Below are 7,708 nucleotides of genomic sequence, written 5' to 3' on the forward strand. Positions count from 1 at the left end.
CGTGGGCGGGGAGCAGCGACGCTACTCGGCACCGGGTGGGCGGGGTATGCCGGTTTCGGGCCTGTTGTTCGATCTCCGGCGGCCATGTGGACCGGCGTACAACAACCGGGACCGGTGCTGGCGGCCGGGGCCCGATGGGCTCCGGCGGCGCCGCCGGGCCGCCGGGCGCCGTGCCTCCATGCCTCAACTGCCCCACAGATACAGGCTGTTCATGGCCGAGTCCGGTCATACGGGGCGTACGAGAGCGCTCTCATGTCCTGCGCAGCCGGAACACGGCCGCGTCCAGGTCCCCGCGAAGCCCGGTGACGAGCCCCCGGTGGTGCAGCACGGCCCCGCTGTATACGGTCCCGGTGTCCGGGCACGCATAGGAGGCGGCGGGATCGAGCCCGTGCAGCCGGACGGCGGGCGGCGGCTCCCCGTAGTGCTGAGCCTGGAGCCAGGCCAGGACGACGGTGTCGTCGCCCCGGGTGTACTGGACGGCGCCGAGCCCGCCGTCGGGCGGCCGCAGCCGGTACTGGGCGCCGAGCTGCACGACCGGTCTGATCTCCTTGTACAGCGCCACCCAGTCGCGGGCCTCGGCGAGTTCGGCCGGGCTCCAGCGGGTCAGGTCGCCGCCCACGCCGAGCACCCCGGCCATCGCGCTCACGAAGCGGAAGCGCAGGCTGCTGACCCGCCCGTTGAGCTGGGTATTGGGGCTGTCGGTCACCCAGGCGGCCATGACCCGGGCGGGGTGCAGCTGGCTGAAGCCGTGCTGGATGGCGAGCCGGTCCAGGGGGTCGGTGTTGTCGGAGGTCCACACCTGGTCGGTGCGCGAGAGCACCCCGAGGTCGATGCGCCCGCCGCCGCCCGAACAGGATTCGAAGGCGACGTGGGGGTGGGCGGCGCGCAGGCGGTCCACGAGGGCGTAGAACGCGTGCACATGCTCGACCCACAGCTTCTGCGGATACGGCTCCCCGGGCCATCCGGCGTCGGTGAAGCAGCGGTTGAAGTCCCACTTGACGTAGTCGACGGGCGCGCTGGAGAGCAGCCCGTCCAGCTGCTCCCACAGGTACTCCTGTACGTCCTTGCGGGCGAGGTTCAGGACGAGCTGGTTGCGGAACTCGGTGCGGGTGCGGCCGGGCTGGAACTGCACCCAGTCGGGGTGGGCGCGGTAGAGGTCGCTGTCGGGGTTGACCATCTCGGGCTCGACCCAGATCCCGAACTGCATGCCCAGGGCGTGCACCTCGTCGGCCAGCGGCTTCAACCCACCGGGAAAGCGGGTGGGGTTGGGGGTCCAGTCGCCGAGCCCGGCGGCGTCGTGGGTGCGGGCGCCGAACCAGCCGTCGTCGACCACGAACAGTTCGACCCCCATGTCGGCCGCCCGCTGGGCGAGGGCGCGCTGCTGGTCCTCCGAGATGTCGAAGAGGGTGGCCTCCCAGGAGTTGTAGAGCACCGGACGGGGCTTCCCGGCGCGCGGGATCACATGGGCCAGCTGCCAGGCGTGCCACTGCCGGCTCGCTCCCCCGAACCCTGCGCCGCTCCACAGCCCGGCGAACACGGGCGAGGTGTACGACTCGCCGGGCGCGAGCCGCATCAGGCCCGAATCGTCGTACCCCGCACCGCCGTTGATCTGCACCCGGCCATCGGGCAGGTGGTGGACGGCGATGCGCCAGGACCCCGACCAGCCGAGCGCGCAGCCGTACACCTCGCCGCTCTCCTCGGTGGCTTCCGCGCCGGCGTCGAGGGCGACCCAGGGCAGGTGCTGGTGGCCGGTGTGCCCGCGGCGGCTGCCGAGCACCTTCTCGCCGGGGGTGAGTGCGGAGCGTACGAGACGGGATTCGGCGGCCCAGCGGCCGTGCAGCTGGGAGAGGCGCCAGCCGTCGCGCTCGGGCAGCGTCCAGGTGGCGGCGTCAGCGCGCAGCAACTCCAGTGACCCGTCGGCCAGTTGACTGGATACGGTAACCCAGCGTTCGACCACGTCGAAGTCGTCCCGCATCCGGTAGTGCAGGGTGAGAGCGAGCCCGATCGCAGGGTCGGTGAAGCGCAGCTTCAGTTCGTCGCCTTCGACGTCCGAGCCCGTGAAGTCCCAGGCGGTGCCGCGCGCCTCACCTGCCCGTACGGACAGCGCGGGGCGCACGAAGCGGGGGCCGCCCTCCACCGGGTACTCCTCCAGTCCGTCCGTGCGGGACTCGAAGGGCCAGTGGGGTGCGAGCGGCTCCCGGGCCAGCGCTGCCGCGGCCTCCAGCGAGATGCGCGGGCCCCAGTGGAGGTGCAGCAGCTCGTCCTGGTCCGTGAGGTGCAGCGCGTAACTGCTGGTCCGCCCGGCGAGCACCCAAAGGCGTCCGTTGTCACCGATCTCCATCATCTTGACCCCCAGATCCGCACACGTACGCACAGGATCGGGGTGGCAGGGCTCCCAGGGCAACGCCTGTGCGGCAGGCAGGGAGATGGTTGCCCCAGGAACGCATGTCGTATCGTCGACAGACGCGCAGGACGCGCCACCCAGGATCGACGTCAGGAGTCCCCGTGACCCAGCAGATTCCGCAGGTCCCCGCGACAGAGCCCGAGCTTTCGGGGGTGCGCAACTTCCGTGACGTGGGCGGGTTGCCGACCGTGGACGGGCTGCGGGTGCGCGACGGGCGGCTCTTCCGCAGCGGGCACCTGGCGCACGCCACCGAGGCGGACGCGGCCTACCTGGCCACGCTCGGCCTGCACACGGTCTTCGACTTCCGCAACGCCGGGGACCAGAAGCTGGAGGGGCCCGACGTCGCGCTGCCGGGCGTGCGCAATGTCAACATCCCGATGACGGATCCGGCCGACGGGGCGGAGTTCTGGAAGATGGTCCGCGACGGCGGCCTCGACGAGCTGCGCTCCGCCCTCTCGGGGACCCAGGGCGCGGACCGGATGATCTCCGTGTACCGCGAGGTCATCACCGAGCGCACCGCCGAGCACAGCCGGGTGCTGCACGCGCTCGCCGAGGACAGCGTGCCCGCGCTGCTGCACTGCGCCGCGGGCAAGGACCGGGCAGGTCTGGCCATCGCGGTCGCGCTGCTCGCGGTCGGCGTGGAGCGGGACGCCATCGAGGCCGACTACCTCAAGTCCAACGACCCGCACCGCCGCTACAAGGTGCGCCGCTCCAGCACGTCCGCGGACGCGATGTCCCCCGAAGTGATGGAACTCCTGAGCCCCCTCTTCGACGCCCGGGTGAGCTATCTGCACGCGGCCTTCGACACCATCGAGGAGACCTGGGGCTCCACCGACCGCTACTTCTCCGAGGGCCTGAAGCTGGCCCCGGAGACCCGCGAGCGGCTGCGCGAACAGCTCCTGGACGGCGCGGTCTGAGCCGCCGGGCCGGGCGCTACTTCCCGCCCACCTCGAAGAGCAGATAGAGGAAGCCCGCGAAGATGTGGCCCGCGATGAGGTAGGCGAAGAGCCGCACGACCAGGCCCCGGGGGAACTTGGTCTCCGCGGTCTCCTCGATGTTCTTGCGGGGCGCCGCCGCGGCGGGCGCGCTCTCGTGCTCGGACATGGCTGGTCCGTCCTCTCAGCTGTGCGGGTGGTACGGATGCGGATCGGGGCTCTGCAGCAGGGTGTGCACGAAGAGGAACTCGGCTCCGCCGTGCGAGGCGGCGGAGATCCGGTGCGGGGTGAGCGAGTCGAAGTGCGCGCTGTCGCCCGGGTCGAGTTCGTGGGTGGCGTCCCCGAGGCTGAGCCTCAGCCGCCCGGTCAGGACGTAGAGCCACTCCTCGCCGGGGTGCACCCGGACGAGCTCGCGCTGGGTGCCGTACGGGACCTCGACGCGCAGCGCCTGCATGGCGCGGCCCGGCCCGCCGGTCTCGTGGTACGTCCAGCCGTCGGCCTCGCGGGGTGCGGCCCGGCCGGCCCGGATGACGGGCTCGCGCTCCGGCGGCATCTCGCCGAGCAGCTCGGAGACCGTCGTACCGTAGATGCGGGCGAGCCCGAGCAGCATCGGCAGCGAGGGCTGGCGGGCGCCCGTCTCCAGCCGGGAGAGGTGCGCGGGCGAGAGGCCGGCCCGCTGGGCGGCGGCCTCCAGGGTGAGACCGCGGCGGCGGCGCAGTTCGCGCAGCCGGGTGGCGACGCCCGGGAGCGGGAGCGCCGCGACATCGTCGGCAGGAGTGCTCATGCACTCCATTCAGGCAGGTCATTGCCTCAGAGGCAAACTTTTTGCCTCTGAGGCAAAACCATCGAAAACTCAGCTCCTACCGGTTGGCGACCGCCTGCTTCACCAACGTCCGGCCGAAGTCCCACATGAGCCCGCCCCCGCCGTGGGCGTCGTCCATGACGGCGGTGAACGCCTCGACGAACCGGTCGACCTCGCGTTCCGTGATGGTCAGCGGCGGGATCAGCTTGATCACTTCCAGGTGGTCGCCGGAGACCTGGGTGAGGATCCGGTGCTTCTGGAGCAGCGGCACGACGACCATCTGCGCGAAGAGGCCCTTGCGGGCGGCCTGGAGCATGGTCCAACGGCCGCGCAGCTTCAGCGAATTGGGCCTTCCGAACTCGATGCCGACCATGAGCCCGCGGCCGCGTACGTCCGCGAGGAGCTCGTAGCGGCCGGTCAGGGCGGCGAGGCGGGTGCGCAGGAGATCGCCGACGGTGCGCGCGTTCTCGACGACCCCCTCGTCCTCCATGACGGACAGGACCGCGAGCCCGGCGGCCATCGCCTGGGCGTTGGAACCGAAGCTGGCCGAGTGGACCAGGACCCGGTCCATCGACGAGTAGACCTTTTTGAAGATCCACTCCTTGCCGAGGGTGGCGCCGACCGGCACATAACCGCCCGAGAGCGCCTTCGCGACGCACACGAGGTCCGGTTCGACGCCCTCCTCGTGCTGGTAGGCGTAGAAGTCGCCGGTGCGGCCGAGGCCCGTCTGCACCTCGTCGGCGATGAGGAGCGCCTTGTGGCGGTGCAGGAGTTCCTGCGCGGCGAGCAGATAGCCGGGCGGCGCCTCGTGGACGCCCTTGCCCTGGATGGGCTCGACGATGAGGGCGGCCACATCTCCGCGCTTCAACTCCCTTTCCAGGGCCGCCAGATCGCCGAGCGGCAGCGCCGTGTCGGGCAGCAGCGGCGCGAAGCCGTCGCGGAAGCCGGACTCGCCGTTGACGGACAGCGATCCTGTCGTGAGGCCGTGGAAGGCGTGCGAGCAGTACAGGACGCGGGGCTTTCCGGTGGCGTACCGGGCGAATTTGAGCGCGGTCTCGACGGCCTCGGTGCCGCTGTTGCCGAAGAACACCCGGTCCAGATGGGGGCTGTGCGCGAGGAGCTTCTCGGCGAGCAGGCCGGGCAGCGGCTGGCAGTCGAAGCGGGTCAGGTCCGCGAGCGAGGCGTCGAGCACGTCGTGCAGGGCCTTGCGGACGACGGGGTGGTGGCGGCCGAGGCCCATCACGCCGAAGCCCGCGAGCATGTCGAGGTAGTCGTTGCCCTCGGAGTCCCAGAAGTAGGCGCCCTCGGCCCGCTCGTAGACCTTGTCGAAGCCGATGGTGTGCAGCATCCGCGGCAGCTGGTGGTTGAGGTACTTGGTGTGCAGTTCGTAGCGTTCGGCCCCGCGCTCGGCGAGGAGCCGCGTCAGGTCGAAGCCCTTGCCCTGAGGGGTCGGTACCGCGAAGCCGTCGGCCTCGGGATCGGGTACTGCGAAGCCCTTCGGCTCGCCGTCGGTCATGCCTCGTTCTCCTTCTCGGCCGCCGCGGCGGCTTCCTCCGTGGCCGCGAGGGCGGCGCCGATCCTTCCCGCCACCTCGACCGGGGTGAGCCCGATGTCGGCGAGCACCTCGGCGCGCCTGGCATGCGCGAGGAACTGTTCGGGGATGCCGAAGCCGCGCAGCGGCACATCCACTCCGGCGTCCCGCAGAGCCTGCCCCACGGCCCAACCGACACCGCCCGTACGGATGTTGTCCTCCACGACGGCGACCAGGCGGTGCCGCGCGGCCAGCGGGGCGAGCTGTTCGTCGACGGGTTTGACCCAGCGCGGGTCGAGGACCGTGCAGCGGATGCCGCGCCCGGCGAGCAGCTCGGCGGCCTGGAGGCAGACGGGCGCGAGCACCCCGACCGCGACGAGCAGCACATCGGCGTCATCGTCCTGACGCAGCACATCCATGCCGCCGATCCGGGCCACGGCCGGGATGTCGGGCCCGACGGACTCCTTGGGGAAACGCAGCACCGTCGGCGCGTCGTCGACGTCCACGGCCTCGCGCAGCTGGGCCCGCAACTGGCCCGCGTCGCGCGGCGCGGCGATCCTGAGCCCCGGCACGACCTGGAGCACCGACAGGTCCCACATCCCGTTGTGGGAGGGCCCGTCGACGCCGGTCACCCCCGCCCGGTCGAGGACGAACGTCACCCCGCACCTGTGCAGCGCGACGTCCATCAGGACCTGGTCGAAGGCCCGGTTGAGGAAGGTCGCGTACACGGCGACGACCGGGTGCAGGCCGCCCGTGGCGAGCCCGGCCGCGGAGACCGCCGCGTGCTGCTCGGCGATGCCGACGTCCCACACCCGGTCCGGGAAGCGCTCGGCGAACCCGCTGAGGCCCGTCGGGTGGAGCATGGCGGCGGTGATGGCGACGATGTCCGGCCGCTCGGCGCCCAGTCGGACGAGCTCGTCCCCGAACACGGCGGTCCAGGAGGGCCCGTTGGAGGGAGTCAGCGGCTCGCAGGTCAACGGGTCCATCGCGTTGACCGTGTGGAACCGGTCCGCCTCGTCGTCGAGGGCGGGCTGATAGCCGCGGCCCTTCTCGGTCAGGCAGTGCACGAGCACCGGCCCGTGGAAGCGCTTGGCCCGCCGCAGCGCCGATTCGACGGCCTCGGTGCTGTGCCCGTCGATCGGGCCGACGTACTTCAGACCGAGGTCCTCGAACATGCCCTGCGGGGCGAACGCGTCCTTGAAGCCCTTCTTCGCGCCGTGCAGCGACTCGTACAGGGGCTGCCCCACGACGGGGGTGTGCTGGAGCACGTCCTTGCCCCAGGCCAGGATCCGCTCGTAGCCGTCGGTGGTGCGCAAGGTGGCCAGATGGTTGGCGAGCCCGCCGATGGTCGGCCCGTACGAGCGCTCGTTGTCGTTGACGACGATGATCAGCGGGCGGTCCCGGGCGGCCGCGATGTTGTTGAGCGCCTCCCAGGCCATGCCGCCGGTGAGCGCGCCGTCCCCGATGACGGCGACGACATGGCCGTCCCGGCCGAGCACCTCATTGGCCTTGGCCAGCCCGTCGGCCCAGCCGAGGACTGTGGAGGCGTGGCTGTTCTCTATGACGTCGTGCTCGGACTCGGCACGCGAGGGATATCCGGAAAGGCCGCCCTTGGTGCGCAGCTTCGAGAAGTCCTGCCGGCCGGTGAGCAGTTTGTGTACGTAGCTCTGGTGCCCGGTGTCCCACAGGATGCGGTCGACCGGCGATTCAAAGGCCCGGTGCAGGGCGATGGACAGCTCGACCACCCCCAGATTGGGTCCGAGATGACCTCCGGTGCGCGCCACCGCCTGGATCAGGAACTCCCTTATCTCCTGGGCGAGTTCATCGAGTTCGGCCTGGTCCAACGTTTGCAGGTCTTGCGGCCCCCGGATGTTTTCCAAGATCGTCACGCTCGGGCCCCCTCTTTCGGATCCTGTTCAGCCCACCAGTACGCTCATGTTCACCGCACGGCGACATCGGGCCGCCCCGAGGTCACGCCGTCCTTCTCCATCTGCTCCGCGATCTTCATCGCCTCGTCGATCAGCGTCTCCACGATC

At 71.0% G+C, this 7,708-nt stretch carries 6 protein-coding genes; 1 reads left to right on the forward strand and 5 read right to left on the reverse strand.

All coding sequences use genetic code 11. The features are described from left to right. Window positions 1–250: 250 nt before the first annotated feature. Complete coding sequence (locus ABD346_RS37910; RefSeq protein WP_344380873.1) at window positions 251–2,344, reverse strand: alpha-galactosidase; 2,094 nt, start codon at window positions 2,342–2,344, stop codon at window positions 251–253. A gap of 161 nt (window positions 2,345–2,505) precedes the next feature. On the opposite strand from ABD346_RS37910, the gene ABD346_RS37915 reads away from it, so the two are divergent. Beyond that, window positions 2,506–3,321, forward strand: coding sequence for a tyrosine-protein phosphatase (locus ABD346_RS37915; protein WP_344380863.1), 816 nt, complete (start codon window positions 2,506–2,508; stop codon window positions 3,319–3,321). Between the two features lie 16 nt (window positions 3,322–3,337). Here ABD346_RS37915 and ABD346_RS37920 read toward each other — a convergent pair whose 3' ends face one another. The 4 genes from ABD346_RS37920 to dxs all read right to left on the reverse strand — a co-directional run bounded on the left by ABD346_RS37920 (window position 3,338) and on the right by dxs (window position 7,561). After that, window positions 3,338–3,508: a DUF6126 family protein gene (locus ABD346_RS37920; protein WP_189971697.1), complete on the reverse strand. Its 171-nt coding sequence runs from the start codon at window positions 3,506–3,508 to the stop codon at window positions 3,338–3,340. A 15-nt stretch (window positions 3,509–3,523) separates the two neighbouring features. Continuing rightward, on the reverse strand, window positions 3,524–4,123 hold the full coding sequence (locus ABD346_RS37925) for a helix-turn-helix domain-containing protein (protein ID WP_344380864.1): 600 nt from the start codon (window positions 4,121–4,123) through the stop codon (window positions 3,524–3,526). A gap of 76 nt (window positions 4,124–4,199) precedes the next feature. Beyond that, window positions 4,200–5,657: an aspartate aminotransferase family protein gene (locus ABD346_RS37930; RefSeq protein ID WP_344380865.1), complete on the reverse strand. Its 1,458-nt coding sequence runs from the start codon at window positions 5,655–5,657 to the stop codon at window positions 4,200–4,202. After that, a complete protein-coding gene (gene dxs / locus ABD346_RS37935) occupies window positions 5,654–7,561 on the reverse strand; it encodes a 1-deoxy-D-xylulose-5-phosphate synthase (protein ID WP_344380866.1) in 1,908 nt (635 codons plus the stop codon). The genes ABD346_RS37930 and dxs overlap by 4 nt, the downstream gene beginning before the upstream one ends. Between the last annotated feature and the right edge of the window lie 147 nt (window positions 7,562–7,708).

Source organism: Streptomyces mauvecolor (assembly GCF_039532965.1).
GTDB lineage: Bacteria > Actinomycetota > Actinomycetes > Streptomycetales > Streptomycetaceae > Streptomyces > Streptomyces violascens.